The organism is Halodesulfurarchaeum formicicum (assembly GCF_001886955.1).
Lineage (GTDB): Archaea > Halobacteriota > Halobacteria > Halobacteriales > Halobacteriaceae > Halodesulfurarchaeum > Halodesulfurarchaeum formicicum.
Genome location: NZ_CP016804.1, coordinates 1,306,122 through 1,331,615, shown reverse-complemented (window position 1 = coordinate 1,331,615; position 25,494 = coordinate 1,306,122). Strand labels below are relative to the sequence as shown.

Here is a 25,494-nt window from a genome sequence, read left to right as displayed (position 1 = left end):
GAGCCGGCCGGGGCCACGTGGGAGAAAAGGGTTATAGGGGTGATTTCCCTACACGACTGCATGACAACACACACCGTCGAGTTCGTCGGGACCGGCGAGGAAATCGAGGTGGCAGAGACCGAGACGATCCTCGACGTCGCGGTTCGGGAGGGAATCTCCCAGGAGTACTCCTGCCGTGTCGGGATGTGTCTGGCCTGCTCGGCCGAGATTATCGAAGGTGAGGTTACGCAGCCGGGCGCTCGTGGACTCACGGAGGCGGAAGCCGAGAACTACGCGTTGACCTGTATGGCTCGTCCGGAGACGGATCTCAAGCTGGATCGGGGCTCCTATCCGCCGAGTATCGAGGCCGAGGAGCCGACCGGCGAACCGGCTGATGACTGATCAGTAGATTAGCTGGTCATCACCCTCGCTCATGTAGAGGGTCCGCGCGGCGATGTTCGTCGCGTGGTCCCCGACCCGTTCGAGGTCCCGGATAGTGAGCAGGAGCCGCGAGACGTCGTTCATCAGCTGTTCGATCTCCGCGTCGTCGGTCCCGTTCGAAATGTTTCGCTCCATCAGATCACGGACAACGGCCTCGGAGGCTTTTCGGCACATCTCGTCGACCTCCTCGTCCCGATCGGCGATCGCCAGGCAGGTGTCGTGATCCTCGGTTTCGAAGGCCTCCATGGCCGTCTCGAGCATGTCCAGTGTCTCGTCGCCGATCGACTGGATGTCGACCTCCGGGAACACGTCCCGTTCGGCGTCCAGACTGTAGTCGGCGAGGTTCGTCGCCAGGTCCCCGATGCGTTCGAGGTCCGTGATGATCTTGAAGGAGGCCGCGATAAATCGGAGATCGGAGGCCACCGGCTGCTGAAGGGCCAGCAAGTCGACACAGTCCCCTTCCAGATCGAGATACAGTTGGTTGATCTCGGCGTCGCCCTCGATAACGTTCATCGCCGCCGTATCGTCTTTCGATTCCATCGCAGACAGCGCCGTCCGTAACCGGTCCCCCACGAGTTCCCCCATGTAAAGCACGTCGCTGCGCAGTTGATCGAGCTGCTCTTGGTAGCTCTCTCGCGCCATACCTATACCGTGGGCGTCCCCGTAATGTACTCTTCGGCAGCCACAGATAACCCGTGACGAAATGTATAGAAGCCGCGGGGCCTAACGATCGACGTAATGGACGATTACGGGTCACTCGCCGACGCACTCGCGTTCGGACCGCCAGTGACCGTCGACGGCCCCGATCGAGTCGCCGTGACCGAAGCCCGGCTTGCGGACTTCGAGATCACGACCGAGGCCGTCGAGATCATCTGTGCGACGGGGAGCAGCTACACCGCCGACTGGACCGGCCCGACAGTGGGCTCGTTGCTTGACGCGGCTGGCGTGGCGCCGGACACGACTCACCTCCTCGTCGAATCCGCCGACGAGTACGCCGTCACGATTCCGATCCGCGAGGCCCTGGGCGGCGTACTTGCCTTCCTGAAAGACGGCGTCCCGATCGGGGCCCACCAGGAGTACACGAACCGGCTGGTTACCCCCGGGACCGAGGGGGCACGAGATATCAAGGGTGCAGCCCGCATCGAACCGCTCACGCTCGAACCCGGTGAGGACCCGGAAGCCCTCGAAAACCTCTTCCCCGAGGGCGAACGGTTCACGGCAAATCGAGTCGAACACGACGCGGACGAAACGGCGGACCGGTCCCCGTAACGCTCAGAAGACGTCCGAAAGCTGGTCGCTGACCTGCCGAATGCGATTGATGTCCTCCTCGAAGTTCTCGAACTTCGTTTCGAGTTCCTGGACGGTGAGCTGCAGGTCCTCGACGTCCGCGAGTCGCTCGTCCATCGCGTCCAGATCGCCCTGGAGGCGCTCGATCCGTTCGAGTTCCGCCTCCATCTGGGCCGTGTCTTCGGCGACGGATTCGACTGTGTCGGCCAGTTCGGCCCGTTTTTCGACTGCCGACTCGATTTGTGACTGAATGGACTCGATCTCCGACTGGAAGTCGGCGACGGTCGATTCCGCGCGCTCGACCGCGGACTCCAGCCGGTCGACCGACTCGGCCACCTCGCTCGCCTGCGCGTCGACCGTCTTTACGGTTTCTTCGAGCCCGTCGACGGTGCCTTCCAGGTCCTGGTGGTCGGTCTGGAGATCCTGCAGCCAGGAGATCTGCTCGGCCTGCTCCGTGGCGAGTTCCTCCAGTTCCGCTTCGGTGGCCTCCTGTGCTGTTGCGAGCTGGGATTGCTCGTTCTGGAGAGATTCGAACTCGTCGTCGACCGTCTCGACCTGCGATTCGAGGTCGGCAACGTCCTGCTGTGTCTGATCGGCCGTCTCCAGGAGGTCCGCCTGCGTGGCCGCGAGGTCCGCGATCTCGTCGTCGAGGGCGTCCTGATAGCCGGCCAGCTCCTCCAGTTCGGCGTTCAGATCGTCCTGGTCCGTGGTCAGGTCCTCGACGTCGTCTTCGAGATCCTCGATGTCGTCCTCGAACTCGTCGAACTCCTCGTCCAGATCCTCGACATCCTCCACGACGGCATCGAGATCGGTTTCGATGTCGTCCTGGCCCGCTTCGAGGGCCGTCTGGCCGGATTCGAGCGTGTCCAGGCGAGATTCGACGGCCTCGAACTCGGGGGCGAGCATCGTCGAGATGTCCTCGCTGGTCCCGGCCGCGTCGATGAACGACTCCAGGGCGTCCGTGTAGGCCTCCAGTTCGGCCACGCGGGACTGGAGGTGTTCGACCTGCACTGACTGGCTCCGCGACCCCGTCGAGAGCGCCGACGCGAGGGCTTCCCTGTCGGTCTCGTCGACGGCGCCCGATTCCAGTTCCGCCACGAGGGCCTCCACGATCGTCTCGAAGTCGGATTCCCCCTCGATCGTTTTCGATTCCGGCTCGGGCTCGGCATCGTCCTCGGCGTCCCCACCGCCGACGGCCGCTTCGACCGTCGCCTCCGTGTCGAGGCCCCCGTTGGTTTCCGTCGCGGCCGATTCCGAGGCCGTTTCCGCATCGGCCGCGGCCGTCTGAACCGACGAATCACCGGTTACGGACGGCGCCGTTTCTGTCGATTGTGTCTTCGAGTCGGCGCCGCCGTTCGACGGCGATCCGCCGATGATCTCCGCGTCGTCGTCCGGCAGGGACTCCGCTGTGGCCGTCGACTCGGCTGTCTCGCTCGCACCCAGGTCCTCACGCGAGTCTGTTATGTCCTCCCCAGCCGGGTTGATCGGCGCGGGGTCCACGGCCAGGGATGGTTCGTCGAGCAGCGGTGTCGGATCCGTCCGGTCGTCCATGCGGATCCCGTAGACGGTCGTAAGCGTCTCCGCCGGGACGAGTTCGCGCTCGAACCGGAGCGTGCCGTCGCTCCGGGCCGTCCAGTGCTCGCTCCCGTAGTCCGGGTGAAACCCGATCTGGTCGATGTCGAACTGATCGGGTACCGTCTCGGTCAGGCGAACCGAGACTGGCTCGCTCCGTTCGGACGCGATTTCCATCCGTACGGCGGGGACGGGAAACCCCTCCGCATCGAAGGACTTCTCGACGGTGATACCGTCTACCTGGACGACCTGTTCCTCAGTCATGGCGACCCCCTCGGCGTGTCATGTGTACACGAAAAGGGTGGGTCAACAGCCTCTTAAAGCCGTGGTTACTGCAGATCGACTCGATCGCCGATCTCCACGATGTCGATTCGAGCGGGTGCCTGTCGTGAACGACGGTGATCGAACAGGGCAGTCGGATCGGCCGTCAGCCCCTTCCACATGTCCCAGTGGGTCGGCAGGAGCCGATCGAGTGAGAGTTGTTCGGCGGCGTCGATGACCTGGGTCTCGTCGCTGTACCACGTCGTCTTCTTCGGCTCGCGGGTGGTTTTGTCGGGGATCATCCCGGTCGAACCGAACGCGAGGATTCCCAGATCGATGTCGTACTCCCGGCCGATTTTCTCCAGGGCTGGGTCCGGCTTCGTGTCCCCGCCGTGGAAGACCGTCAGGCCGTCGTACTCGATCAGGTAGCTCACCGGCTCGGCCGCGTCCGGATCGAAGGCCGGTTCGACGTGGACGGTCACCGCTCCGAACTCGCGTGATTCGCCCGTCGAGACGACGTCGTACTGGTCGGGTTCGACGCCGTAGGTCTCCGTCCAGGTCTCTTCCTCGCGAGCCTTTCGGACGCTCTGCTCCGGAGCAAGGAACGTGGCCCCGGTTTCCGTGAGGATGGGGCCCTGGCTCGGGCCGTGCACGTGGTCGGTGTGCTCGTGTGTCGCCAGCACGGCGTCGGCCGCCTGAACGTCTCCTGGCTCGAAGGGAATCGGGATCATCCGAACCGTCCGGGGAGGATCGCCGGTCCCCAGGTACGGATCGATGAAGAGGGTGGTTCCGTCACCGGCCTTCAGAATGAAGCCGTTACAGCCGAGATACCACAGGGCGAGGCCGTCCGGATTCGCCGCGGCGACGGCCTCGGGTAGCCAGTCGCCCCAGTCGCTGTGAATCGCCATATCGGCGGTTTGTCGGCCTGGCCTAAGCACCTTCGGTGTCGAGTGTGGGGACCGGACGGGTTATACCTCCCTACCCAATAGAGCGGCGTAATGACCGATACGGACGGCTGGGAGGGTGATCTCCGGGATACCGGCCTCGCCCTGAAACACGACCGGGAGTGGGATTACGAACTCGAACGAGTCGCGGAGGCAGTAACGGAGCAGGCGGCCGAAACCGTTGGCCTGCAGTTCCCCGAGGGGATCAAGCGACGCGCGCCGAACGTGGCAAGCGACCTCGAAGCACATCTGCCTGACCGGGTGCAGATCTACATCTCCGGCGAGGCCAACTTCGGGGCCTGTGACCTGGACATGGATCTGATGCGTCGGACCGACGTGTTCGTCCACTTCGGTCATTCGCCGATGGTCGAATCGGAGGGGGTGGTCTACGTGCCGCTGTTCTCGAACGTCGACGTCGAACCGATTATGGCCGAAGCCATCGAGCATCTGGAGCCCGGCGAGGTGGGGCTGGTGACCACCGCTCAGCACATGAACAAGTTCGACGCGATGCAGGCCTTCCTCGAAGACCGGGGCTTTACGGTCCAGACTCGCCGGGGGGACGAACGACTCACCCACGAGGGCCAGGTCCTCGGGTGTAACTACGCGAGCGCCAAGGTTCCGGCCGAGCAGGTCCTCTATGTCGGTGGCGGTGGCTTTCACCCTTCCGGGCTCGCCATGGACAACCCCGAAAAGGACGTCATCATCGCGGATCCGGTGAACAACGTCGTCAAACCCGCGTCCGCGGAGAAATTCGTCAAACAGCGCTACGCCGCGATCCACCAGGCGATGGACGCCGAGACCTGGGGCATCATCGCGGGGACGAAGATCGGCCAGCGTCGCCACGGCATCGCCGAACAGCTCGCCGCGGAGAACGAGAACGCCTCCCTCATCACCCTCGACGAGATCACCCCCTCACACCTCAAGAACTTCGGCCTCGACGCCTACGTGAACACCGCCTGCCCACGGATCACGACCGACGACGGGCCCCAGTTCGACCAGCCGCTTTTGACCCCCCAGGAGTACCGCATCGCCATCGGGGAGGAACCGATGGACGCACTCGAGTTCGACACCTTCGAGGGGACGTGGTGATGAGTCCCCCGACGATGGGAGACCAATGGGACTGAAAGCCCGTCTCGAAGCCGAACTGGGGGGCGTCTCGGACTTCGAGGACCCGATTCGGGATCTCGAACAGTATCGCACGCCGGCCTCGGTCGCCGCGCATCTCGTCGCGCTGGCCGACCTGGAGGGGGACATCGAGGGGCAGACGGTGATCGATCTGGGGACCGGAACGGGGATGCTCGCGCTGGCCGCGGCACTGCGATCACCTGACCGGGTCATGGGCGTCGAGATCGATCCGGCCGCGCTCGAACAGGCCCGGGCGAACGAACGATCGCTGTCGAGCATGCCGGTCGACTGGATTCGTGGGGACGCGACGGCCCTGCCGGTCGATCTGGCGGGGACGACCGTCGTCGCCAACCCGCCCTTCGGGGCCCACGAGGACAATCGCCACGCCGACCGGGAGTTCCTCGAAACGATCGCCGGGGACGCCGCCGTCTCGTATACGATCCACAACGAGGGGAGCCGGGAGTTCCTGGAGGCCTTTACGATGGACAACGGCGGTCGGATCACCCACGCCTACGGGGTCGAGTTTCACATTCCAAAACAGTTCAGACATCACGACTCGACCAGCCAGACGATCCAGGCCGAACTCTATCGGGTCGTCTGGGACTAGGCTCCAGCGGCCCGGAACACCACGACGCGGGTGTCCTCGTGACCAGCTATCAGCGAGGAATCGTCGTGCTCGATTCTGAGTCCGCCGACCGTGACGTTTCCGCCCGGTTCGGGCACGGGGCGCCGATCAGGAGCGCCGATCTGTACCGACTCGGCTTTGGATTCGACTGTCACCTCGAAACGTCCGTTCCGTGGCGCGACCGTGATCGCCCGGCCAGCAACCACCGCGTCGGCTGTCGCCGAGTCGCTCGCATGGATCGCCGTGGGGGGCTCCGCGCCAGGTGCGGCCCGGACGAGGAACGCCGCGTCGCCCCCGACGGCTTCCCATCCCGTCCGGCGGATTTCCACTGACTCCCGCCAGCCCAACCCCCCTAGTGTCACGGTGGCTCGATCCGCGTTCGCCATCCGACCCGCGGAGACGGCCCGGGTCCAGAGATGCCGTTGCTCGCTCGCGACGATCACGCCGCTGACCGTGGGCGGGGACGGCGACTCGACAAACGAAACGTTGAGCGGTTCGTATCGCGGGTCGGTGGCCGCCTCGGCGTAGCCGACCTCGTAGTCCGCGACGGTGACAGTGTCCCCCGGTGCCGATATGGCTCCGGTGGCGGTCAGGTTCACTGGCAGGGCGATCCCGCCCATTACGAGTACCGGGACGACGAGCAGGCCGATCGAAACCTGTCGGGCCGAGAGGTCCGCGATCGGGGATCGACGAAGGCTCGCTGCCACCGTGATGAGGACGGCGACTCCAAGCAACAGGACGAATCCCGGTGCGCGAAACAGCTGGTAGCGGTCCACCCCGCTGTACCACCAGAGCGCCCAGAGCGTGAGCGAACTCCCCACCAGTACGCTCGCGACGAAGAGCCGCCAGGGATCGGTTCGAACGGTGTCGGTTCGAAAACGCTTCCAAGCCACTCCCAGGCCGACACCGAGCAGCAATCCCAGCAGATGGGTCTGAACGGCGACGTTCGCCCACCAGGGGGCCCCATAGGAGGTTCCCGCCGAGGCGGTCTGGATCGGGTTCCGGAGGGTCCAGAACGTGGTGGTGAGAAACTCCTGGCCGATCAGGCCGGCGACCGTCACGAGCGGATAGTGGACGAGCGCGAACCCGACCGCCGCGAACACGACCCCGGAGAAGCCGATGATCGGGCCCCAGGCGAACAGACTCGTGAGAAGGGCCACGAGTACGACCCCGGCCGGGAATCCGAGCACCCGGGCGTAGGGGTTGGTCCGGAGCGAACTGAAGGCGGCCTGCCCGCGGGTCTGTGGGTAGTGCCCGATGGCGAATTCCGCGAGTGTCCCGAAGACGAGGAATCCGGCCAGATTCCCGACCAGATGCCCCAGGCTCTGGTGGCCGAGCGGCGCGGCGACCATTCCCAGCGGGTAGCGAAGCGACCAGGAGACGAAGGGCAACGTGAGCAGGTGGTCGTGCCCGTAGCCGCCCTGGACGAAGAGATAGATCACCGCGAGCAGCCCCGCCGTGAGCACCGTTCCGAGTGGGAGTCCGAAGAGCAGTCGGGTTCGAACCTGACGCCAGCGGACCGTCTGTGAGCCGCGCAGGCGGTGCACGAGAACCAGCGCGAGCCCGCTCGCGACGAGGACGGCGAAGCGCGCTCCGAGGGCGAGCGGATCCATGCCGACTCGTTGGCACCCCAGCCCAAAACGTCTCCGGCCCTCGTGGCGGGTCGAAACGTTCAAACGACTCACTAGAATACAGAGCCACATGGATCTCCGGGTCATCGAGCGCGACGAATCGGAACTCGTCATCGAAATCGCCGGCGAGGACCACACATTCATGAACGTCCTCAAAGGCGCATTGCTCGAGGCCGAGGCGGTCTCGGCGGCGACCTACGACGTCAATCCCGAACAGTCGGGTGGCCAGACCGAGCCAGTGCTCACTCTCAAGACCGAGGACGGAACCGACCCGCTCGAGGCGCTCGAACGGGCGGCGGGACAGATCAAGCAGAAACTCACCGACTTCCAGGACGCCTTCGACGTGGCGGCCAGCTAGAGTCGAACCGGCACGCCGTGGTCGTCGAGGTACTCCTTGGTCTCCTGAATCGTGTATTCGTCGAAGTGGAAGATCGACGCCGCGAGCGCCGCGTCCGCGCCCGCCTCGAAGACTTCGAGCATGTGCCGGGGATGCCCACAGCCGGAGGAGGCAATTACGGGCGTCGAGACGGCGTCGCTGACCGCTTCCATCAGCGGGAGGTCATACCCGTCTTTGGTGCCGTCCTTGTCGATGGAGTTGATGAACATTTCCCCGGCCCCGCGCTCCTCGGCCTCCCGTACCCACTCGAGGACGTCGAGATCCGTGCCGGTTCGCCCGCCGTGGATCGTCGCCTCGAACCAGGCCGACTCGCCGTCGATCTGGACGTAGTGTTCGCCCGCTTCGTCGAACCGCCGTCGGGCGTCGACACTCAGGAGGATACACTGGTTCCCGAAGGCGGTTGCGCCTTCGGTGATGAGTTCCGGGCGCTCGATGGCGCCGGTGTTGATCGAGACCTTGTCGGCCCCGGCACGCAGGGTCTCTTTGATGTCCTCGACCGTGCGAATCCCGCCGCCGACGGTGAGCGGGATGAACACCTCGTCGGCGACCTGCTCGACCACGTCCAGCATCGTCTCCCGGCCTTCGGCCGAGGCGGTGATGTCGAGGAAGGTGAACTCGTCGGCCCCGGCCTCGTTGTACTCCTTTGCCATCTCGACGGGGTCACCGGTGTACTCCAGGTCCTCGAACTGCACGCCGGTGTAGACCGCCGCGTTCCCGTCCTCGTCGACGTCGACGTCGATACATGGAATGATCCGCTTCGTGAGCGTCATCGTCGTCCCTCCTGGGGCCAGCCGGCCCCGACCTGACTGTGCATACTGGACGTGTCTCTATCCCGAGTAAATAGGCTACCGGTTAGCGAAAATCTAGATCCCGATGATAGCCTCACACTCCGGACAGACCGTCGCGATGGCCCGCGAGGGCTCCCCTTCGGTCGATTCTGCCACTTCTTCGGTGGGGTTCAATTCGATCATTTCTGCGTCCACGTGGGTGATCTCGGCGTTGCAGGCTGGACACGTTGCCATATCGGCCCCTCTCCCGCCGGAATGATAAGCCTGCTGTCAATTGCACTTGGGCGAATGCAACTCTCGGTGGACTCTCCCGGGCTTCGATACGCCAAAGTACCAGGCGCTTCGAGATGGAGGTATGAGCGACGACGAACCCGCCGAGGAAGGTCGAGTCACGGCACCGATGCAGGCGTTCGAGTCCAGTGAAGTAACGATCGGCTTCATCGTTCTGCTGATCGGGCTGGCGATCGCCTTCGTCCTCCCGCTGGCCTTCTGACCGGTCACCCGAGCGTTTCCAGGGTCGACCGGAACTCCGTGATTTGAGCGGCGTCGTAGTTGATCGTCTCGTCTTCGTCAGCGACGGTCACCGAGAGCCCGCCCGCCGTGGTTGTCGTGCCGAGTGACTGGACAGGTATCCGGTCCCCGACAGCGTCCACCAGCCCTTCCCGGTCGGTGGTCTCCACGACGACTCGCCCCGGAGCCTCCGAGAAGAGCGCGGCGGCACTCGGAACGGTCGCGTCGACGCCACCCGCCTCGTGGGCCATCTCTGCGAGGGTCACGGCCAGGCCGCCGTCGCTCACGTCGTGGACGGCGGTGGTACGCTCCAGGCTTGCAGCCTCGATGATGGCCTCGATCACTTCGCTCGGATTCTCAGGCAGTTCGGGGAACCGATCTGCCCCACCGAGCTGGGACAGCAGTTCGGCCCCACCCAGTTGCTCCGTGAACGCACCGAGCAGCACCAGTTCTCCCTCGCCTTCGACCGCGAGCGTCGGCGCGTCGAAATCCGGGGTGGTGCCGATCATGGCCAGCGTGGGCGTCGGCGGAATCGGGCCGACGTTGGAATCGTTGTAAAGCGAGACGTTCCCGCCGACCACGGGCACATCGAGATCGCTGCAGCCGTCGGCCAGGCCATCGACGATCGCCGCAAATTCGCCGTAGACGTCCGGCTTCTCCGGGTTCCCTGCGTTCACGCAGTCCACGGTCGCAAGCGGACTCGCGCCCTTGGCCGCGAGGTTCGTGGCGTTCTCCAGGGCCGTGGCGTACGCGCCCTCGTAGGGTGCGGTGTCCGTCCAGGTCGGTTCGGTGCCCGAGGTGATCGCGAGGCCGGTCTCGGCCTCGCGAATGGCCAGAATGCCCGCGTCGTCGCCCGGCCGCATGGCCGTCCGCGCGCCGACCTCGTGATCGTACTGGCGGTAGACCCACTCGTCGCTCGCGGTGTTCGGACTGGCGAGGACCGTCTCCATGGCCTCGCGCAGGTCGATCTCCGGCAGATCCGGTTCGGGCTGTTCGGGATCGATCGTCGGCAGGTCGTTCATCGGCGCGCCATCGGCCACGAAGACTGCGGGCACGTCGACGACGGTCTCGCCGTCGAAGTGACAGACATAGCGGCCGGTGTCGGTGGTCTCGCCGATGACCGAAATCCCCAGGTCGAAGCGGTCGGCGATCGCCTCGACCCGCGAGACGTGCTCCGGGCGCACCTCGTAGACCATCCGCTCCTGGGATTCGGCGAGCAGAATCTCCGTCGCGTTCATTCCCGTCTCGCGGAGGTGAACCTTCTCCAGGTCGATGTCGGCCCCCAGGCCGCCCTTCGCGACCAGTTCGGAGGAGGCCCCGCCCAGGCCCGCCGCCCCCAGGTCGCGCGCCGATTCGATCAGCCCTTCGTCGATCAGGACTTCGTTGGCCTCGATGAGCAACTTCTCGGTGTAAGGGTCACCGACCTGGACCGCCGGTCGGTCCTCCGTTTCGGCGTCCTCGCCGAGGTCCTCGCTCGCGAAACTCGCGCCGCCGAGGCCGTCACGACCGGTCGCGTTGCCGACCAGGACGAGTTTGTTCCCCGGGGCACTCGCTTCCGCGGTCACGAGTCGCTGTTCGTCGACCAGTCCCACGCAGGCGACGTTCACCAGCGGGTTCCCCTCGTAGCCCTGGTGGAATCGGGTGCTCCCGGCGATCGTCGGAACCCCGATCGAGTTGCCGTAGTCGCCGATCCCCTCGACGATCCCTTCGAGGAGATAGCGCGGGTGTTCGTCGGCGAAATCTCCCACATAGAGGGAGTCGGCGAGGCCGATGGGGTAGGCTCCCATCGAGATGATGTCCCGGACGATGCCGCCGACACCCGTCGCGGCCCCGTCGTAGGGGTCGACGTAGGAGGGGTGGTTGTGGCTCTCGATCCCGAAGGCCACGTAGGTGTCCTCATCGAGGCTGACGACGGCAGCGTCGTCGCCGGGGCCGACGACGACCTGCTCGCCTTCACTCTCGAAGGCACCCAGTAGCGGTCGGGAGGAGCGATACGCACAGTGCTCGCTCCAGAGGTTCTCGAACAGCGCGGCCTCCGGTCTCGTGGGCTCCCGGTCGAGGGTCTCGGTGACCCGTTCGCGGTCCGGTTCGGCCAGAGTCATTCATCTCATTGATCATTCCCGGCGACTAAATGGTTTGTTATGTGCACGATGGTGGATCACGAGAGATCGGTTGGTTTTTGCGGGGCGGTATCGAAGCCGATTGCGTGCTCACCGTCGAGCTCCACGCCCACTCGGCCCGTTCGTACGACGGTCGGGACCCCGTCGAGATGCTCCTGGAGCAGGCTGCAGCCGTCGGGCTCGACGCCATCGCGGTGACCGACCACGACGCGTTCGACGCCAGCCAGCGGGCGGTCGAACTCGCCCCGGAGTTCGATCTCATCGGGATTCCGGGGATGGAGGTCACCTCCGCGGCCGGTCACGTCCTCGCGCTCGGCATCGATCGCAAGATCCCGAAGGGGCTGCCCTTTTCGGAGACCCTCGACGCGATTCACGAGGCCGGCGGCATTGCAGTCGTCCCGCACCCGTTCCAGAAGTCCCGGAGCGGGGTCGCCCCGAATATCTCTCGGGCTGCACTGGCCTCGGCCGACGCGATCGAGGTGTACAACTCACGGCTCCTCACGGGCCGGGCCAACCGCAAGGCACGGGCCTTCGCCGAGAAACACGGTCTGCCACAGACCGCCGGGTCGGACGCCCACATCGCGGAGATGGTGGGGCAGGCGATAACCGCGGTCGACGCCAATAGTCACACGGCCGCGGGAATCGTCGACGCGATTCGGGCGGGGAAAACCACGGTCGAGGGCCATCGCACCCCCTGGCACATCAGCTTCCGGCAGGCCGCTGGTGGGGCCAAACGCCGCGTAAAGAACCGGCTCGCGAGTCTCTTCTGACCGGATCGAAACCCTTACCGAACGACCACCCGTTCGGATCGACAATGACAGACGAGCCGGTCGAGGCGGCCGACGTACGGCGCGTCGCGGACCTCGCCCGTGTCGAACTAGACGAGTCCGCAGTCGAGGCGTTCACCGCCGAGTTCCAGGACATTCTGGGTTACTTTGACGCCCTGGAGGAGGTCCCGGCGGTCGAGTCCGAACCCGACCTCGTCAACGTGATGCGGGCAGACGAGGTCCAGCCCTCCCTCTCACAGGAGGACGCGCTTCGAAACGCCAGCGAGTCCGAGGACGGCCGATTCAAGGGGCCGCGGGTCTCATGAGCCTGAACGCCTTCATCACCCGCACGGAGATCGAGGGCGAGACCGAGGGGCCACTCGCGGACACGACGGTGGCGGTGAAAGACAACATCAGCACCGAGGGGGTCCGGACGACCTGTGGCTCGGAGATGCTCGAGGAGTACGTCCCGCCCTACGACGCGACCGTCGTCAGCCGGCTGAAGGCAGCTGGCGCGACCATCGTCGGCAAGACGAACATGGACGAGTTCGGGATGGGGACGACCACGGAGACCTCTGCTTTCGGGCCGACTCGAAACCCGGTCGACGAAGACCACGTCCCAGGGGGCTCATCCGGCGGGAGTGCTGCCGCCGTCAAAAACGGGGATGCCGACGTGGCGCTCGGTTCGGACACGGGTGGCTCGATCCGGTGTCCCGCTGCCTTTACGGGGACGGTCGGAATCAAGCCAACCTACGGGCTGGTCTCCCGGTATGGGCTGGTCGCCTACGCCAACAGTCTGGAACAGATCGGGCCGATCGCGTCGACCGTTCGCGAGGCGGCCGAACTCCTCTCGGTCATCGCCGGGCCCGACGAACACGACGGAACGACTCGCGAGGCGGGCGCAGCTGTCGATTACGCCGCCGTCGCCGATGGCGATGTCGAGGGCCTCACGATCGGGATCCCGACGGAACTGGTCGAAGGGAGCGAACCGGGCGTGCGGGAGCGCTTCGAGGCGGGTCTGGAGACACTCCGCGAGCAGGGCGCACGAACGGTCGAGGTCGATTTGCCCTCCGTCGAGTACGCCGTCGCGGCCTATTATGTCATCGCGATGTCCGAGGCCTCCTCGAACCTGGCTCGTTTCGACGGCGTGCGGTACGGCGTCTCGGGTGGCTTCGAGGGCGACTGGAACGAGGCCTTCGCGAAGAGCCGTTCGGACGGCTTCGGCGAGGAAGTCATTCGCCGCATTCTGTTAGGGACCTTCGCCCTTTCGGAGGGCTATCACGACAAGTACTACAAACAGGCTCAGGAGGCTCGCTCGTGGGTCAAACAGGACTTCGATGCGGCCTTCGAGGAAGCTGACGTGCTGGCGACCCCGACGATGCCTGTTCTCCCGCCAAAGCTGGGCGAGAGCCTCGACGATCCGCTGCAGATGTACCGCATCGACGCGAATACCGTCCCGGTGAATCTCGCGAATCTGCCGGCCATCTCGGTCCCGGTCGGCGAACACGAGGGGTTGCCCGTCGGCTTTCAGCTGATCGGGCCGGCCTTCGGCGAAGAACAGATCATCCGGGCCGGAAGCGCACTCGAGTAGCTACTCCTGGTAGACGAGGTTCATGATCCACTGGGAGAACCGGTCGGACTCGGGGTCGATGTTCTCCTCGCCGACGAACGGCGAGAGCATGTCCCCGGCCATCAAGAGTGAGAAGTCGAGGTCCTCCTCCCGGATCACCGGCTTCAACAAGTAGGTCTGGTTGCCCCCGTGGACGGTTCGTTCCCGCTCGATCAACCCGCTCTCCTCCAGGGCCGTCGCCAGCCGACTCCCCTTGCGGGAGGAGACATCGAGTTCCTTCCAGAACTCGGATTGGTGGATCGACCCTCGTTCTCTGACGAGTTCGAGGCCGGCCCGTTCGTCCGCCGAGAGTTCGGCCTCGATGGATTCCCCGCTCATTATCGTATACTTCCGGCGAAACCGTTTAAAGGTTCATTCTTGACTGTCGTCGTACTCCTCGAATTGCTCTTCGAGTGCCGTCCGATCGACAGTGCCGGAGGCCGTTCGCGGAAGCGAATCCAGTGCGAGAACCCGTTTTGGCAGCGCGTACTCCGGAACCCGTCCCCGGAGCGTCTCTCGGACCGCCTCAGTTTCGATCGCTGTCGCTTCCGCTTCGAAGACCACCGCTGCAGCCACGCGCTCGCCCCACTCCGCGTCGGGAATGCCGAGCACCGCGACCGCTTTAACGGGGAGTGTCTCCCGGATCGCGGCCTCGACGGAACGCGGCGAGACGTTCTCCCCGCCGGTGACGATCAGATCGTCGATTCGACCCGTCACAGTGAGCCAGCCGGCCGGCGAGAGACGGCCACGGTCTCCCGTGCGGAACGCCCGTCGGGGCCGGCGCCGCTCGCTTGAAAGGGTACCAGGGCTCACGATAGCTCCCGAAACAGCGATTTCGCCCACCTGGCCTGGATCCAGGGACGCCCCGTCGGGCCCCAAAATCGAAACGCTCGCTGCACGAACCGGGCGACCCACGGTCTCGGGGTCCTCTCGGAGTTCAGCGGGGGTCGCCGTGGCGATCCCGGAGGCCGTTTCGGTCATGCCATAGGACACAAAAATCGGCACGTCGGCTTCGATCGCCTGCTTCACGAGAGACGGGGGCGTTTCAGCCCCGCCCACCAGCACAAATTTGAGAGTTTCGGGAACGCCAGGCCCGTCAAGCAGGCGACGGAGCATCGTCGGGACCAGGGAGACACCGGTTACCTCGTACGCCGCCATGGTCGTCGCCGTGGCCTCCGCATCGAACCCCCGCCGCAGGACGGTCGTGGCCCCGAGCATCGCGGTTCTGATGGGTATCGAGAGCCCGCCAGCGTGGTAGATCGGCAGATCGAGCAGCCAGCGATCGGCGGCCATGACGCCCAGTCGCGCGACCGTCGAGGCGGCACTGGCCCCCAGATTTCGCGCCGTGAGTCGAACGCCAGTCGGCTGACCGGTCGTTCCGGAAGTGAACAGGACGACTCGTGTCCGATCGAGACGCTGAGGCCCCGTCTCGTGGGTTCGCTCGTCGAACTGCCGAGTTCTGGAGCTTTTCCGTGGTATCGATTCGATCTGGAGTCGATCGGTTCCCGATGGAGCCACCGCTTCGGCCGTCTTCGCCGTCTCGCTCCCGCAAATGCAGGCCTCGATTGCAGCCCGGTCACAGCGGGAGCGCAGATTCTGGGCCGGTTCGTCCGGATCGAGCGGGACCAGCGTCGCGCCGGCCCGGAGGACCCCCCAGATCGCCGCGATCGCAGCGGGTTTGCGCCCCAGGAGCAGCGCGACCCGATCACCCGGTTCGATGCCATGTTCGACGAGGGCGCTTGCAATCGAGTCGGCCCACCGGTCGAGTTCGGCGTAGGTCAGGCGAATCCCACTTGCGGCGTCAATGAGCGCGACTCGATCAGGGGTTGCAGTGGCCCACCGCCGGAGGGACTCATCCATCGATTCCCACCTCCCCGATCCCGAGACCGGGACCGGATGGGGGGATCACGACGCCGTCCTCGATCGGAGCTGGGTCCTCAGCGAGGTCAGTCACCAGGCGATCGGCCGTGGCGAGCCCGGCTGCCTCCGTCACACCCAGTGCCGCGGCCAGGTGGACGGCCGCCGTACGACCCACGACGCTCTCGAAGATCGAGGTACAGATCGGGGTCCCGCCCTGGCGAGCGATTCGTCTCCCAGCACCGGCGGCGACATCAACCCCGCCGAGGGCCATCGGTTTCAGGACGTACCAGTCGGCGACGTTCGCGGCCAGCAGCTCCTGCACGGGGAACTCCGCGAGGCTTTCGTCGACGGCGATTGGGGTCCCCAGCCCGCGGAGGTCCGCATGGGCCAGGGTCTCTGCAACTGGAAGGGGCTGTTCGACCGCGGCCAGATCCAGGTCAGCGGCGTTCCGGAGAAACGTGGTCGCCGTCTCGGGTGACCAGGCCCCGTTCGCGTCGACGCGCACTGAAACCGTCGAGCCGACCCGCTCGCGAACGGCCCGGAGGCGTTCGAGGTCCCGATCGACTGGCCCTCGGCCGACTTTCACCTTCACGGCCTGGAATCCCATATTTCTGGCTTCAGCGACCGACTGGGCGGTCTCGCTGGGGGAGGCATCACCGACCGTCGCGTTGACCGGGACCGGCGCGCCCGCTGTGCCGCCGAGCTGTTCGAACAATGGCTCCGCCTGGGTTCGCCCCCGCCAATCCAGCATCGCGAGCGAGACGGCGTGCCGGGCGGCCGGATATTCCAGTCGGCCGTCGCGTTGGTCGGAGACGACTTTCAATGCCGCTGGCCAGCCCCGATGGTCGTAGGCATCTGCCGCACGCTCCAGAGCGGCCCGACTCTCCTCGTCGGACTCCGTGAACGGCGGGAGCGGAGCCGCGTCGCCGATCCCACCCGGCCCCTCTTCGACCCGGAATAGCAGCCCACGTCTGGTTTGCATCGTCTCGCGGGCCGTGCGGAGCGGCGGGTCGAGCGCCAGTTCGTAGGGCTGGACGCGGCTCATAGCGCCAGTCCGACCCCGAAGAGGACCCCGAAGGCCGCGACCAGCTTGCCGGTTCGTTCGAGGGCCGGATTGAGCGTCTCGGTGTCACGGCCGGCATAGAGCTGCCGCGTGGCCGAGATTGCCAGTGGGAGACTCAGGACGGGCAGCAACACGACGACTCCCGCACCCCGGAAGAAAAACCAGAGCGGAACCGCGTACGCAAGCGCCGTGAGCAAGACGTACTCGACCCGACTAAAGCGGTAGCCGAGGTGAACGGCCAGCGTGTGCTTGCCCGCCGCCCGGTCGTCCTCGATGTCCCGTATGTTGTTGACCACGAGGATGTTCGTGATCAGCCCGCCCATCGAGAGACTCGCGACGATTGCCGCAAGCGGGAGTGTCTCCGGGTGAACCGTCACCGGGATGGTCTCCAGCAGGACTGCACTCGCCTGGACGTAGTACGTCCCAGTAACCGCAATCACGCCGAAAAAGAGGAAGGCAAAGATGTCCCCCAGCCCGTGGGAGGCGATCGGGTACGGGCCACCGGAGTAGGCAAAGCCGCTGGCGATGCTGGCCAGCCCCACGACGACGATCGGAAGCCCGCCGATCGACACGAGATAGATCCCCAGGAGGAAGGCAAGCCCATAGCAGAGCACAGCCGCCCCGAAGACGCGGCGAGCGGGGATCAACCCCGACTGGGAGACCCGCACGTAGCCGGCCGACTCATCCGAATCGACGCCCTTCGCGTAGTCGAAGTAGTCGTTGGCGAAATCCGTCCCCGTCTGGATGAGCAGCGCGCCAAGCAGGGCTGCGATCGCCGGCAGCGCCGCAAACACACCCTGATGAACGGCTAGCCCGGTCCCGACGATCACGGGCGCTGCCCCGGCCGGTTTCACGTGTGGCCGGGCGGCGATCACCCAGGCCTCGCGGCGGGAGATGTCGGCTGTGTCCGCCATCAGTAGTGCCAGGGGAACTCCTCGAACTCCGGCTCGCGATCCTCAAGGAACGCGTCCCGACCTTCCCGGGCCTCATCTGTCATGTAGGCGAGTCGGGTCGCCTCGCCGGCGAACACCTGCTGGCCGATCAGCCCGTCGTCGACGCCGTTGAAGGCGTACTTGAGCATCCGGATCGCGGTCGGACTCTTCTTCGTGATCGTCTCGGCCATCTCGATGGCCCGGTCCTCCAACGCTTCGTGTGGGACGACCTCGTTGACCATGCCCATCGCCTTCGCCTCGGCCGCGTCGTAGGTTTTCCCGAGGAAGAAGATCTCCCGGGCCCGTTTCTGGCCGATCTGGCGAGCGAGGTAGGCCGAGCCGAACCCCCCGTCGAAGCTGGCGACGTCCGGATCGGTCTGCTTGAACGTGGCCTCCTCCTCGCTCGCGATGGTGAGATCACAGACCGCATGGAGACTGTGCCCGCCCCCGACCGCCCAACCCGGGACCACGGCGATGACCGGTTTCGGGAGGTGGCGGATCTGCCGTTGCACTTCGAGGATGTGGAGCCGTCCGGTCGAACCGCCCTCGTCCGCGCCGTATTCGTAGCCGGATTCCGAGCGGACGGCCTGATCGCCTCCCGAGGAGAACGCCCAGCCGCCGTCGTCGGGACTGGGCCCGTTCCCCGTCAGGAGAACCGCGCCGACGTCGGTCTGCCGTTTCGCGTGTTCCAGGGCCGTCGAGAGTTCATCGACCGTCTGGGGTCGAAAGGCGTTGCGAACCTCGGGCCGGTCGAAGGCGATCCGGACCGCGCCGACGTCGGTCCCACGGTGGTACGTGATGTCCGAGAACTCGAACTCCCGGACCGGCGTCCACCGGTCGGGGTCGAAGAGCGTCGAGACCATTACCGAACTCCTACGGGCCGGTGCCAAAAAGTTTCGCTGTTCCTCACTCGCGATCGGCGAGTCGATTCCCGACCGTCTCGCGGAGCCGTTCTCGAAGCTGCTGGCTCCGGTCGGCGTCGGTCCGGACTTCGAGCACCTGGGTTCCGGGGGCCGTTGTGCTCTCAGCCACGGCTGTGCCGATCTCCGCGGGATCGACCCGTTCGAAATCTAGTTCGTAGAGTGCCTCGGTGGCCTCGAAGTCAAGTCCGTGTGGGGTCCTGAACTGGCGCTCGAAGGGCGGATCGAAGTCCGCGATCGGCAGTTTGTGGAAGATGCCCCCGCCGTCGTTGTTGAGCAAAACGATCGTCGTATCGAGCCCGAACCGACCCAGCGCGAGCAGGCCGTTCATGTCGTGGAAGTAGGCGAGATCGCCCGTGATCGCGATCAGCGGGTCGCTGGTTGCGCTGCCGGCCCCGAGTGCAGTGCTCGCGATGCCGTCGATCCCACTTGCCCCGCGGTTTCCGAGCACCGTCAGGTCGGCCGCCCGGGGGTGGCCGTACCGGTCGAGGTCCCGGACCGGCATGCTGTTCGAGACGAACACGGTCGCCGGATCGGGGGCGGCGGCAACGACCTGTTGGAGGACCCCACCCTCCCACCCCGGCGCGTCGACATCTGCGACAGCGGCTTGATGAACCGCCTCGGCCTGGTGGAACCGCTCCGTCCAGCCGGAACGAACCGCAGCGTTCACGTCCTTCAGCGCATCGACGAGCGCCGGAATCGAGGTCTGAATCCGGTCCGTCGCGGTGAAGGTCCCCTCCCGCCAGCCGCCAGCCGGGTCGATTACGAACTGTCGCGTCTCAGCGTCCCGAAGCCAGTGTCTGAGCGCTTTCGAGGTCGGTGAGGCGCCAACCCGAATCACGAGGTCCGGATCGGGCCAGGCGGCCGTGCCTGCGGTGCCCAGATAGCCATCGTAGCCACCCAGTACCAGCTCTGGCAGTTCTTGGCCGAAACGGAGGTTCGAGAGCGGGTCTGCCAAAAGCGGGAAGCCCGTTTCCCGGGCCAGCCGGTAAAGCGCGTCACGACGTGCTGGGTCAGGAGCGAGCGGGCCAGCGACGAGCAATCCCCGATCGGCCTGTTCGATGAGCGTCCGAAGTTCGGCCACAGCCCCATCGCTGGGCGAGACCGTTCCAGCGTGCGTGCGAACGAAGGGCCCATCCCGACCTGTTTTGCCCGCGCCAGTCTCGGGAAGCGGGCCGCGCAGGGCAGTCGAATCCTCCACCGGGGCCAGTGGCTTTCGCAGGGGAACGTTGAGGTGAACGGGGCCCGGATTCGGCGGCTCCGCGGCGGCGAGTGCTCGATCGACGGTGGTTCGGAGCGACCGAAGGCTCCGGTCGGCCGGATCGGGAGCGGGGAGCGTGCGATTGAAGCGCGTCGCCGACCCGTAGAGGTCCCGCTGGTCGATGGTCTGGTTCGCGCCGCTGTCCTGCAGTTCCGGGGGCCGATCCGCGGTCAGCACCACGAGTGGGGTTCTGGATTGCTGGGCCTCGACGACCGCGGGGTGGAAATTCACCGCGGCGGTCCCCGAGGTCGAGATGAGCGCGGCCGGGGAGCCAGACCGCTTGCCGATTCCCAGGGCGTAGAAGCCAGCCGAGCGCTCGTCGAGGTGCGTCTCGGTGTCGAGTGTGGGGTGCTGGTCGGCGGCGACGGTGAGCGGCGTCGACCGACTTCCGGGGGCGATCACGACCCGGTCGAGTCCAGCCGCGGCGGCTTCGTCGATCAACACCTCGGCCCAGAGCGTACTCAGGTTCGGGGCGGTCATTCGAGCACCTCCCTGATCGGTCGGAACTTGGCCGCGAGTTCCTCGTACTCCGTTTCGGGGTCGCTGCCGGCCACGATGCCGTTCCCGGCAAAGAGCGTGACCCGGCTGTCGCGTGCGAGGGCAGATCTGATGCCGACGGCGAACTCCCCGTCACCGTTCGCGTCGAACCAGCCCACTGGGGCGGCATACCAGCCACGAACCGTCGATTCGACCTCGTGAATCGTCTCCAGTGCCGCCTCGGGTGGATGCCCGCCAACTGCCGGCGTGGGGTGAAGCGTGGCGACGAAATCCAGGACGTGTGTGTCCGTATCGAGTGTGGCGTGGATGGGAGTTCTGAGATGGTGGACGTTCGCCAGACTCCGGACTTCCCGATCACCGACCGTGACCGTGGCCGCCGTCTCACGGAGCTGTTCGGCGATTCGGCTGGCCACGAACTCGTGTTCAACAGCCAGGGTCGAATCCCGCTGGAGCCGCGAGACGTTTGCAGCGTCGATCGCCTCGGTGGCTCCCCGCTCGACGGTTCCGGCGAGCGCTTCGGTTTCCACGGTTCGACCTCGCTTGCCGACGAGTTGCTCCGGGGTCGCCCCGAAGAACTGCGCCGGTGGGGTATCGCCCGCCTGGGTGCCCGGCGGCGTGAAGCTGAACCGGTAGCAGGATGGATACCGATCAGTCAGGGTCTTCAGCACTGCTCCGAGTGGGAGTGGGTCGGTCAACGCCACGTCCAGGGCTGCGGCGAGGACGGCCTTCTGGAGCGGGCCGGTTTCGATGCGATCCTGGATGGCCCGCACTCGTTCGATCCAGTCCGGTCGGTCGGCCCGGAGGTCGGTCGCAGTCGCCGAAATGCGTGGATCCGTTTTCGTCTGTGTTCCCTCGCCTGCGTGGGCAAGTTGCTGTACGATTTGATCGAGACGAGGCGGGGCTGCCCCCGCACCGAAGCCGGAAACGAGGGTCTGGTCTCGACCCAGGGTCACCTGGATCGCCGGCAGGACGAATGCGGCCGGCTCGAAATCGGTCCAGGGGGGTTCGAGTGTAGCCTGGTCGAAGAAGGAAAGGCCCCCAAACAGGCGGGGTCGGGCGCGTTCGGGCAGGTGGGCTGTCTCGACTCGTTCGAGCAGTCGATCGCCACGTCTTTTCACTTCCTGGAACCGAGCTGCTCCCGACGCGGTGACCGTTTTGGCCTGCCCCACCGCGAGGACCGCCGGGCCGTCTGGACTCGCCCAGACTGCAGTGATCGGATCCAGTGCCTGGATCGCTTCGCGGAGCGTGCGGGGTCCGGTCGTCCGGACCGCCGCGTCGAGTCGGTCTGCCTGGTGGCGGTCATGGAGGTCCTCGGCCACGGCTCCTCCGGGTGGTGAACCGTTGTCTCCTGACTGGTCGGCGCTATCTCGCATGGGTCAGCTGTACCGGTCCTCGGCCCAGGGGTCGGCAGAGACGGAGTACCCCCGCTGCTCCCAGTAGCCCCGGATGGGTTCGGTACTGAATTCGATGCCAGTGAGCCACTTCGCGCCCTTGTAGGCGTATTTGTGGGGTGTGACGACCCGGAGTGGTCCGCCGTGTTCTCGTTCGAGGGGGGACCCCTCGTGTTCGAAGGCCAGGAGCACCTCCTGGCGCATCACCGCCGAAAGTGGCAGGTCGGTCGTGTAGCCATCCGCCGCGTGGAACAGGACGTGTGTCGCCGCCGGATCGATGTCGATCCGATCCGCGAGCGCGGGAACGGGGACACCCGTGAACTCGTGGTCGAAGGAACTCCAGCCCGTGACACAGTGGACATCCTGGCGCTGTGTCTCCGTGGGCAAGTCCGCAAACGCCTCCCAGTCGAAGGTCCGCTCGGTGGCGACGGCCCCGGTGATTTCGAGGGTGAGTGTCTCCCGATCGACATCGGGCGTGTCGCCTTTCGTGAAGACCGGGAACTCATCGGTTCGGTGCTGGCCCGGCGGAAGCCGGTCCGCCCCGAATTCCGCGTAGAGGCCGGTCACGTCCCTCACAGCCATACGGCGACTATCGGGGGCTCGGATTAGTCCCTTGTGGTCCAGGCGATGGCATCGATGCCTGTTGGGGGCCCGTCAGTCTTAAGAAGGGAGGGGGCCAAACCCGCTCGATAGATGCCGACGGTGGAAATCAACGTCCCCGACCACATCGAGATGCAGATCGCTCAGCTCGTCGACCAGGGGGAGTTCCTGAGCCAGGAAGAGGCGATCGAACAGCTACTGTCCGCGGGTATCAAGGCCTACAAGACATCCGGCCCGATCGAAGAGGAGGAAGGCGGGTTCGAGGACGAGGGGATGATGGGCCACGAGGACGAGTACGTCTTCTAGGGGCGTGTAGCCGCCTGGGACCCCGAGAGACTTTTAACCTGCAACCTCCTCAACTTCGAGTAATTATGCACAAAGACGAACTGCTGGAGCTCCACGAGGAGATGGTCCACATCAAGGACCGGTTTGCCGGCTTCGAGGAGATCAACGCCGAGCACTTCGAGCCCTACGAGGAACTCGACGTGGATCCCTCACACGTCCACAAGTCCAAAAGCGAGCACAAACACGCCGTCTTCGTTCTCGGCAACGCCCTGGCGTCGGCGATGAGCGAGGACGAGTTTAGCTCGGCCGGCCGACTCTCCAAGCGCATGGCGGAGCTCGCCGAAGACGCCGAGGAGAAGCTGTAAATTACCCAATAGCTCTCTTCCCCAAACGGACACCCGATCGCAATTTTCCATCGGTACCCACACTGACGGCTCGGGAAAGTCTTTTTACCGGCATGCTCCCTTCGGTTGGGTATGCACTCACGCACGGTCGATCAGGTTCGATCCTGGGATTCTCGACCGTTCTCCGGCGGGATGGGGGGCCTTTCCGAACTTTCCGATCACGATCACACCGGCGCGGTGGTCGCCGGGGACACCTGGCTTTTCATGCTGAACGGTCGGGTCATCGGCGTCTTCGAGGGCTCGCTTTCGGCCTTCGAGGAATCGGGGACGGTGTATGCGGCACCGCACGACTCCCTGCCGCTGTTGTTCGCGATGCAGGAGCGCGGTGGGCAGCCACGGGCGCGGTACTTCACCGAGGACACGCCACTGGCGGAGGCAGATCGCACCCTTTCGGAGGCCAACTTCACCGGCTACGTCGAACTCTCGGAGAACGTCCTCAGCGGGGATTACTACCTCGTCTACTACGGCGGGACCCGGCGGGCCGCCGCCTTCATCGGAGAGAGCGGTCGCCTGGAGACCAGCGAGAAGGCTTACGAACTTGCCGCGGACGAAGTTGGACTGTACGAGGTCATGGACGTCTCCATGACGATCACGGAGATTCCGGAGCCGGCGACCACCGCGACCGGGGCGGCGACGGACACCGCGACCGCTGCGGCCACAGATTCTCCGGACGATGAACCCGCTGTGTCGGCCCCGGACACCGAATCGACCGAGTCACCGCCAGAGGAGGACCAGGGCAGCGAGGAGGATTCTACGTCCTCGGAGTCACCAGCGGAGGCAGAATCGAGCGCCGCGGGGTCCGGCAGTACCGCTGACGTGAGTGACTCACCTCCGCAGGGGTCGAGTTCGCCGTCGGAAACCGAGCCGCCGGCCGACCCTGAGCCGGAAGCTGGCCCGTCACCGAGTACTGGAACACCGAACGCCGCCGCGACCGAGCGGGAAACAGATCCCGAGCCGGAAGAGCCGTCGACCGAGACGGCGTCGGACCCACGTTCGGAGTCCGCCGTCGAAGCCGACGCGGACTCGAACCTCGATCGGATGTTCCGCGCAGAGGCGGAGTGGCGGCGGACTCGTGCCATTCCCGCGCTCGATCCGGACGAAACCGAACCGGTCGATTCCGAAGCGGAAGCGAACACGGGCGGCGCCGCCACGTCACAGGCAGCCGATTCAGAGAACCGCCAGTCGGAGCGGCCGACGGGACAATCGGGATCGGTGTCCCGCGCTTCTTCGACCGGTACGACAAACCGGGCTGCCACCGGTTCGAACACCCCCCAGCGGAAAAAGCTCGAAGCGGCCCTGGAAAAGCGAGACGAGCGGATCGAGCACCTCGAAGAGCGACTGGAGTCGGCCGAATCCCAGCGGGAATCCCTCGAAGCTGAACTCGAAGAGGCCCGGTCCGAGCGGGCCCGCCTCGAGGAGGAACTGGCCGATGTTCGAAGCGAACGCGACGAACTGCAGGCCCGTGTCGAAGAACTGGAGGCCGGTGGGGCCCCACCAGCGGCTGGTGGCACTGGCGACATCGACCCGGCGACAGCCCTGGCCGGGACGAATCTCTTTGTCAGGTACGAGTCCAAGGGCAAACCGACCCTGGAGGCCATCGCCGAGGCCGATCAGGATGCGATCAACGCGAACCTGCAACTCGAACATCACACGCAGTTCGAGAGCGAGTCCGCCCAGGTCGACGGCCAGGCCTACCGGCCATTTTTGGAGGGGACCGGTGCGTTCCGATTCGTCTCCTGGTTGCTCCGGGAGTTCCCGTACGAACTGCTCGATCTGGAGGCCGACTCGGCGATGGGCGAACTCTTCGAGGCGATTCCGCAGATCGATCGCGTCGAGTTCGACGGCTCGGTGACCGTCGATCCGGAGTCGGGCGCTCAGGAGGAGTTTGCCATCGTCATGCGGGATCGGATGGGCAATCCCCTCGCCGTCGCGGCGTACAACGAGGGGCGAAACCCCGTTCAGGGCGAGGAGCTCGAGACACTTCTTGACGGGGCGCGTGCCGTCGGGGGAGCCGTCGACTCGCTTGCGGGTGCCTTCTACGTCACTGCGAGCTTCTTCGAACCGCAGGCACTCGAAAGCGCAGAATCAGCCGCTTCCTCTGGCGGGCTGTTCAGTCGGAACGAGAAAGCGAGTTACGTCAAGCCGGACGGGGGAAGTGGCTTCCACCTCGGTCTGATCGAGGACCGGAGCGAAACGTTCCACGTGACCGTGCCCAAACTCTAGG

At 65.7% G+C, this 25,494-nt stretch carries 27 protein-coding genes; 12 read left to right on the top strand and 15 right to left on the bottom strand.

The window, feature by feature from the left end; translation table 11 throughout:
• The first annotated feature begins 60 nt into the window (after window positions 1-60).
• Window positions 61-381 carry a 2Fe-2S iron-sulfur cluster-binding protein gene (locus HSR6_RS06910; protein ID WP_070365175.1) on the top strand — a complete coding sequence of 107 codons (321 nt, stop codon included), beginning with the start codon at window positions 61-63 and terminating at the stop codon, window positions 379-381.
• Here HSR6_RS06910 and phoU read toward each other — a convergent pair whose 3' ends face one another.
• Window positions 382-1,062 carry a phosphate signaling complex protein PhoU gene (phoU, locus tag HSR6_RS06905; RefSeq protein ID WP_070365174.1) on the bottom strand — a complete coding sequence of 227 codons (681 nt, stop codon included), beginning with the start codon at window positions 1,060-1,062 and terminating at the stop codon, window positions 382-384.
• A gap of 96 nt (window positions 1,063-1,158) precedes the next feature.
• On the opposite strand from phoU, the gene HSR6_RS06900 reads away from it, so the two are divergent.
• Window positions 1,159-1,689 carry a molybdopterin-dependent oxidoreductase gene (locus tag HSR6_RS06900; RefSeq protein ID WP_070365173.1) on the top strand — a complete coding sequence of 177 codons (531 nt, stop codon included), beginning with the start codon at window positions 1,159-1,161 and terminating at the stop codon, window positions 1,687-1,689.
• Window positions 1,690-1,692: 3 nt separating this feature from the next.
• Here the strand turns inward: HSR6_RS06900 and HSR6_RS06895 are convergent, their stop codons facing one another.
• Window positions 1,693-3,543 (bottom strand): coiled-coil domain-containing protein, encoded by a 1,851-nt coding sequence (locus HSR6_RS06895; RefSeq protein WP_071933198.1) that lies wholly within the window; start codon window positions 3,541-3,543, stop codon window positions 1,693-1,695.
• Between the two features lie 65 nt (window positions 3,544-3,608).
• On the bottom strand, window positions 3,609-4,448 hold the full coding sequence (locus HSR6_RS06890; RefSeq protein WP_199399057.1) for an MBL fold metallo-hydrolase: 840 nt from the start codon (window positions 4,446-4,448) through the stop codon (window positions 3,609-3,611).
• 90 nt (window positions 4,449-4,538) lie between these two features.
• Between HSR6_RS06890 and dph2 the strand changes: the two genes are divergently transcribed.
• Together dph2 and HSR6_RS06880 are read left to right on the top strand one after the other, a co-directional pair.
• Window positions 4,539-5,573: a diphthamide biosynthesis enzyme Dph2 gene (dph2, locus tag HSR6_RS06885; RefSeq protein ID WP_071933197.1), complete on the top strand. Its 1,035-nt coding sequence runs from the start codon at window positions 4,539-4,541 to the stop codon at window positions 5,571-5,573.
• A 25-nt stretch (window positions 5,574-5,598) separates the two neighbouring features.
• Entirely contained in the window at window positions 5,599-6,216 is a 618-nt protein-coding gene (locus HSR6_RS06880) for an METTL5 family protein (protein ID WP_071933196.1), read from the top strand.
• Here the strand turns inward: HSR6_RS06880 and HSR6_RS06875 are convergent.
• The gene (locus HSR6_RS06875) at window positions 6,213-7,847 is read right to left on the bottom strand and encodes a rhomboid family intramembrane serine protease (protein WP_071933195.1); all 1,635 of its coding nucleotides are present in this window, start codon (window positions 7,845-7,847) and stop codon (window positions 6,213-6,215) included. The genes HSR6_RS06880 and HSR6_RS06875 overlap by 4 nt on opposite strands.
• Before the next feature lie 88 nt (window positions 7,848-7,935).
• Between HSR6_RS06875 and HSR6_RS06870 the strand changes: the two genes are divergently transcribed.
• A complete protein-coding gene (locus HSR6_RS06870) occupies window positions 7,936-8,223 on the top strand; it encodes a DNA-directed RNA polymerase subunit L (protein ID WP_071933194.1) in 288 nt (95 codons plus the stop codon).
• Here HSR6_RS06870 and hisF read toward each other — a convergent pair.
• Together hisF and HSR6_RS11010 are read right to left on the bottom strand one after the other, a co-directional pair.
• A complete protein-coding gene (gene hisF / locus HSR6_RS06865; RefSeq protein WP_070365166.1) occupies window positions 8,220-9,032 on the bottom strand; it encodes an imidazole glycerol phosphate synthase subunit HisF in 813 nt (270 codons plus the stop codon). The genes HSR6_RS06870 and hisF overlap by 4 nt on opposite strands.
• Before the next feature lie 93 nt (window positions 9,033-9,125).
• Entirely contained in the window at window positions 9,126-9,284 is a 159-nt protein-coding gene (locus tag HSR6_RS11010) for a hypothetical protein (RefSeq protein ID WP_157754384.1), read from the bottom strand.
• 121 nt (window positions 9,285-9,405) lie between these two features.
• On the opposite strand from HSR6_RS11010, the gene HSR6_RS11140 reads away from it, so the two are divergent.
• Entirely contained in the window at window positions 9,406-9,543 is a 138-nt protein-coding gene (locus HSR6_RS11140) for a DUF7550 family protein (RefSeq protein WP_198400403.1), read from the top strand.
• 4 nt (window positions 9,544-9,547) lie between these two features.
• On the opposite strand, the gene purL is transcribed toward HSR6_RS11140, so the two are convergent.
• Window positions 9,548-11,662: a phosphoribosylformylglycinamidine synthase subunit PurL gene (gene purL / locus HSR6_RS06860; protein ID WP_071933193.1), complete on the bottom strand. Its 2,115-nt coding sequence runs from the start codon at window positions 11,660-11,662 to the stop codon at window positions 9,548-9,550.
• A gap of 104 nt (window positions 11,663-11,766) precedes the next feature.
• Here purL and HSR6_RS06855 point away from each other — a divergent pair, with 104 nt between their 5' ends.
• Genes HSR6_RS06855 through gatA form a run of 3 tightly spaced genes read left to right on the top strand, consistent with a single transcriptional unit; the run spans window position 11,767 to window position 14,038 of the window.
• Window positions 11,767-12,450, top strand: coding sequence for a PHP domain-containing protein (locus HSR6_RS06855; RefSeq protein ID WP_070365164.1), 684 nt, complete (start codon window positions 11,767-11,769; stop codon window positions 12,448-12,450).
• A gap of 44 nt (window positions 12,451-12,494) precedes the next feature.
• Window positions 12,495-12,773 carry an Asp-tRNA(Asn)/Glu-tRNA(Gln) amidotransferase subunit GatC gene (gene gatC / locus HSR6_RS06850; protein WP_070365163.1) on the top strand — a complete coding sequence of 93 codons (279 nt, stop codon included), beginning with the start codon at window positions 12,495-12,497 and terminating at the stop codon, window positions 12,771-12,773.
• A complete protein-coding gene (gene gatA / locus HSR6_RS06845; protein WP_070365162.1) occupies window positions 12,770-14,038 on the top strand; it encodes an Asp-tRNA(Asn)/Glu-tRNA(Gln) amidotransferase subunit GatA in 1,269 nt (422 codons plus the stop codon). Before gatC ends, gatA begins: the two co-directional genes overlap by 4 nt.
• Here the strand turns inward: gatA and HSR6_RS06840 are convergent, their stop codons facing one another.
• The 8 genes from HSR6_RS06840 to HSR6_RS06805 are packed head-to-tail and all read right to left on the bottom strand — an operon-like array spanning window position 14,039 to window position 22,563.
• Window positions 14,039-14,395, bottom strand: coding sequence for a helix-turn-helix transcriptional regulator (locus HSR6_RS06840; protein ID WP_071933192.1), 357 nt, complete (start codon window positions 14,393-14,395; stop codon window positions 14,039-14,041). It abuts the gene before it with no gap.
• A gap of 33 nt (window positions 14,396-14,428) precedes the next feature.
• Window positions 14,429-15,916 carry a class I adenylate-forming enzyme family protein gene (locus tag HSR6_RS06835; protein WP_071933191.1) on the bottom strand — a complete coding sequence of 496 codons (1,488 nt, stop codon included), beginning with the start codon at window positions 15,914-15,916 and terminating at the stop codon, window positions 14,429-14,431.
• Entirely contained in the window at window positions 15,909-16,961 is a 1,053-nt protein-coding gene (locus HSR6_RS06830; protein ID WP_070365159.1) for a mandelate racemase/muconate lactonizing enzyme family protein, read from the bottom strand. The genes HSR6_RS06835 and HSR6_RS06830 overlap by 8 nt, the downstream gene beginning before the upstream one ends.
• Entirely contained in the window at window positions 16,958-17,893 is a 936-nt protein-coding gene (locus tag HSR6_RS06825) for a 1,4-dihydroxy-2-naphthoate polyprenyltransferase (protein ID WP_070365158.1), read from the bottom strand. The genes HSR6_RS06830 and HSR6_RS06825 overlap by 4 nt, the downstream gene beginning before the upstream one ends.
• Window positions 17,893-18,774 carry a 1,4-dihydroxy-2-naphthoyl-CoA synthase gene (locus tag HSR6_RS06820; RefSeq protein ID WP_070365157.1) on the bottom strand — a complete coding sequence of 294 codons (882 nt, stop codon included), beginning with the start codon at window positions 18,772-18,774 and terminating at the stop codon, window positions 17,893-17,895. Before HSR6_RS06820 ends, HSR6_RS06825 begins: the two co-directional genes overlap by 1 nt.
• A gap of 43 nt (window positions 18,775-18,817) precedes the next feature.
• Complete coding sequence (menD, locus tag HSR6_RS06815; RefSeq protein ID WP_071933190.1) at window positions 18,818-20,572, bottom strand: 2-succinyl-5-enolpyruvyl-6-hydroxy-3-cyclohexene-1-carboxylic-acid synthase; 1,755 nt, start codon at window positions 20,570-20,572, stop codon at window positions 18,818-18,820.
• Entirely contained in the window at window positions 20,569-21,909 is a 1,341-nt protein-coding gene (locus tag HSR6_RS06810) for an isochorismate synthase (RefSeq protein ID WP_071933189.1), read from the bottom strand. Before HSR6_RS06810 ends, menD begins: the two co-directional genes overlap by 4 nt.
• 57 nt (window positions 21,910-21,966) lie before the next feature.
• Window positions 21,967-22,563 carry a molybdopterin-dependent oxidoreductase gene (locus tag HSR6_RS06805; RefSeq protein ID WP_071933188.1) on the bottom strand — a complete coding sequence of 199 codons (597 nt, stop codon included), beginning with the start codon at window positions 22,561-22,563 and terminating at the stop codon, window positions 21,967-21,969.
• Window positions 22,564-22,674: 111 nt separating this feature from the next.
• Between HSR6_RS06805 and HSR6_RS06800 the strand changes: the two genes are divergently transcribed.
• The 3 genes from HSR6_RS06800 (at window position 22,675) to HSR6_RS06790 (ending at window position 25,493) form a co-directional block, all read left to right on the top strand.
• Complete coding sequence (locus HSR6_RS06800) at window positions 22,675-22,887, top strand: DUF7120 family protein (protein ID WP_070365153.1); 213 nt, start codon at window positions 22,675-22,677, stop codon at window positions 22,885-22,887.
• A gap of 65 nt (window positions 22,888-22,952) precedes the next feature.
• The gene (locus tag HSR6_RS06795) at window positions 22,953-23,231 is read left to right on the top strand and encodes a UPF0058 family protein (RefSeq protein ID WP_070365152.1); all 279 of its coding nucleotides are present in this window, start codon (window positions 22,953-22,955) and stop codon (window positions 23,229-23,231) included.
• Window positions 23,232-23,342: 111 nt separating this feature from the next.
• A complete protein-coding gene (locus HSR6_RS06790) occupies window positions 23,343-25,493 on the top strand; it encodes a DUF7527 domain-containing protein (RefSeq protein ID WP_071933187.1) in 2,151 nt (716 codons plus the stop codon).
• The last annotated feature ends 1 nt before the right edge of the window (window position 25,494 follow it).

What these genes read in the sequence shown, in the direction of transcription:
- menD (WP_071933190.1), bottom strand. Translation starts at nt 20,572, where the DNA reads ATGACCGCCCCGAACCTGAGTACGCTCTGGGCCGAGGTGTTGATCGAC.
- HSR6_RS11140 (WP_198400403.1), top strand. Translation starts at nt 9,406, where the DNA reads ATGAGCGACGACGAACCCGCCGAGGAAGGTCGAGTCACGGCACCGATG.
- HSR6_RS06795 (WP_070365152.1), top strand. Translation starts at nt 22,953, where the DNA reads ATGCACAAAGACGAACTGCTGGAGCTCCACGAGGAGATGGTCCACATC.
- HSR6_RS11010 (WP_157754384.1), bottom strand. Translation starts at nt 9,284, where the DNA reads ATGGCAACGTGTCCAGCCTGCAACGCCGAGATCACCCACGTGGACGCA.
- hisF (WP_070365166.1), bottom strand. Translation starts at nt 9,032, where the DNA reads ATGACGCTCACGAAGCGGATCATTCCATGTATCGACGTCGACGTCGAC.
- HSR6_RS06820 (WP_070365157.1), bottom strand. Translation starts at nt 18,774, where the DNA reads ATGGTCTCGACGCTCTTCGACCCCGACCGGTGGACGCCGGTCCGGGAG.
- purL (WP_071933193.1), bottom strand. Translation starts at nt 11,662, where the DNA reads ATGACTCTGGCCGAACCGGACCGCGAACGGGTCACCGAGACCCTCGAC.
- HSR6_RS06875 (WP_071933195.1), bottom strand. Translation starts at nt 7,847, where the DNA reads ATGGATCCGCTCGCCCTCGGAGCGCGCTTCGCCGTCCTCGTCGCGAGC.
- HSR6_RS06835 (WP_071933191.1), bottom strand. Translation starts at nt 15,916, where the DNA reads ATGGATGAGTCCCTCCGGCGGTGGGCCACTGCAACCCCTGATCGAGTC.
- HSR6_RS06870 (WP_071933194.1), top strand. Translation starts at nt 7,936, where the DNA reads ATGGATCTCCGGGTCATCGAGCGCGACGAATCGGAACTCGTCATCGAA.
- HSR6_RS06880 (WP_071933196.1), top strand. Translation starts at nt 5,599, where the DNA reads ATGGGACTGAAAGCCCGTCTCGAAGCCGAACTGGGGGGCGTCTCGGAC.
- gatC (WP_070365163.1), top strand. Translation starts at nt 12,495, where the DNA reads ATGACAGACGAGCCGGTCGAGGCGGCCGACGTACGGCGCGTCGCGGAC.
- HSR6_RS06830 (WP_070365159.1), bottom strand. Translation starts at nt 16,961, where the DNA reads ATGAGCCGCGTCCAGCCCTACGAACTGGCGCTCGACCCGCCGCTCCGC.
- HSR6_RS06825 (WP_070365158.1), bottom strand. Translation starts at nt 17,893, where the DNA reads ATGGCGGACACAGCCGACATCTCCCGCCGCGAGGCCTGGGTGATCGCC.
- dph2 (WP_071933197.1), top strand. Translation starts at nt 4,539, where the DNA reads ATGACCGATACGGACGGCTGGGAGGGTGATCTCCGGGATACCGGCCTC.
- HSR6_RS06800 (WP_070365153.1), top strand. Translation starts at nt 22,675, where the DNA reads ATGCCGACGGTGGAAATCAACGTCCCCGACCACATCGAGATGCAGATC.
- HSR6_RS06890 (WP_199399057.1), bottom strand. Translation starts at nt 4,448, where the DNA reads ATGGCGATTCACAGCGACTGGGGCGACTGGCTACCCGAGGCCGTCGCC.
- HSR6_RS06895 (WP_071933198.1), bottom strand. Translation starts at nt 3,543, where the DNA reads ATGACTGAGGAACAGGTCGTCCAGGTAGACGGTATCACCGTCGAGAAG.
- phoU (WP_070365174.1), bottom strand. Translation starts at nt 1,062, where the DNA reads ATGGCGCGAGAGAGCTACCAAGAGCAGCTCGATCAACTGCGCAGCGAC.
- HSR6_RS06900 (WP_070365173.1), top strand. Translation starts at nt 1,159, where the DNA reads ATGGACGATTACGGGTCACTCGCCGACGCACTCGCGTTCGGACCGCCA.
- HSR6_RS06840 (WP_071933192.1), bottom strand. Translation starts at nt 14,395, where the DNA reads ATGAGCGGGGAATCCATCGAGGCCGAACTCTCGGCGGACGAACGGGCC.
- HSR6_RS06805 (WP_071933188.1), bottom strand. Translation starts at nt 22,563, where the DNA reads ATGGCTGTGAGGGACGTGACCGGCCTCTACGCGGAATTCGGGGCGGAC.
- HSR6_RS06790 (WP_071933187.1), top strand. Translation starts at nt 23,343, where the DNA reads ATGCACTCACGCACGGTCGATCAGGTTCGATCCTGGGATTCTCGACCG.
- gatA (WP_070365162.1), top strand. Translation starts at nt 12,770, where the DNA reads ATGAGCCTGAACGCCTTCATCACCCGCACGGAGATCGAGGGCGAGACC.
- HSR6_RS06910 (WP_070365175.1), top strand. Translation starts at nt 61, where the DNA reads ATGACAACACACACCGTCGAGTTCGTCGGGACCGGCGAGGAAATCGAG.